The sequence below is a fragment of the Pseudomonas sp. 05N434 genome, from assembly GCF_056396965.1.
This window is the reverse complement of the sequence record NZ_JBFTMK010000964.1, coordinates 1-863: the sequence shown is the minus strand read 5'-3', so window position 1 is coordinate 863 and position 863 is coordinate 1. Positions and strand designations below refer to the sequence as shown.

Here is an 863-nt window from a genome sequence, read left to right as displayed (position 1 = left end):
CTGCTGGTGGACCTGTGTAGCATTGCATTGGGAAATCGTTCGAAAACAGCAAACCGATTGAATTGCCGCGAACTGCTGCATGAATTGGGTGTACACCCCTATTTCAAAAGCTGGTCCGAAAGTTACTTAAAAGCGCTTGACTGGTACGGATCCAAATCAGGTGAGTCCGTCTCAGAGTTGAACCTCGAGCAGGTGCTCATGACTGCAATTATTCTCGACATTTACCCGGACGCGGGAGGCGACGAGCGTCGAAATCACATCGCGGGTTACAACCTTTATGCACCTGAAAACATAGAGAAATCGGTTCCAGAGGTTTTCACTGAACTGGAACGGCATCTTGAGAATGAGCATGACATTCCTTCTAACACCAGTACGCTCGCCGCCTACTTGCTGCTGGCAGGCAGGGCACCCGAATTTCTGGTAAGAAATCTGCCCGAATCATTGCGACTGGGCACCCCCGAATGGATTACGTTCTGTCGGGGTGTTGCCATAGCAGAAGCCAACGCTTGCGGTTCCGTGCTTTCCATGACATTTGCCAACGTCATGCAACTTGAAGCGATTGAGCCAGTCAACAAGGAGCAGGAAATTCTGCACAGCGTGCTGTCAGTCGACCCGATTATTGACTGGGCGCTGTTGAACAACGTGATTACTCTTGAGCAGGTGGTCAGTGACTATAAAGGTTCTGGTGATCGTGCTATTGAGGCTTATCAGACCTTTGCGGATGTATATTCCCAAGCAGTCGCCACGTTATCGACCCCACTGCCCAGCCGAAAAGCGATTTCCCGGGAGATACTTGAGCAGATCGTGCCGGACTGCGATTTCATCGACGAAAAAATACTGTTCGAGAAACAACGGGGTTGGCA

At 50.5% G+C, this 863-nt stretch carries 1 pseudogene; it reads left to right on the top strand.

The window, feature by feature from the left end:
* A pseudogene (locus AC1DLB_RS31085) lies at positions 1 to 863 on the top strand (hypothetical protein); the annotation flags it as partial.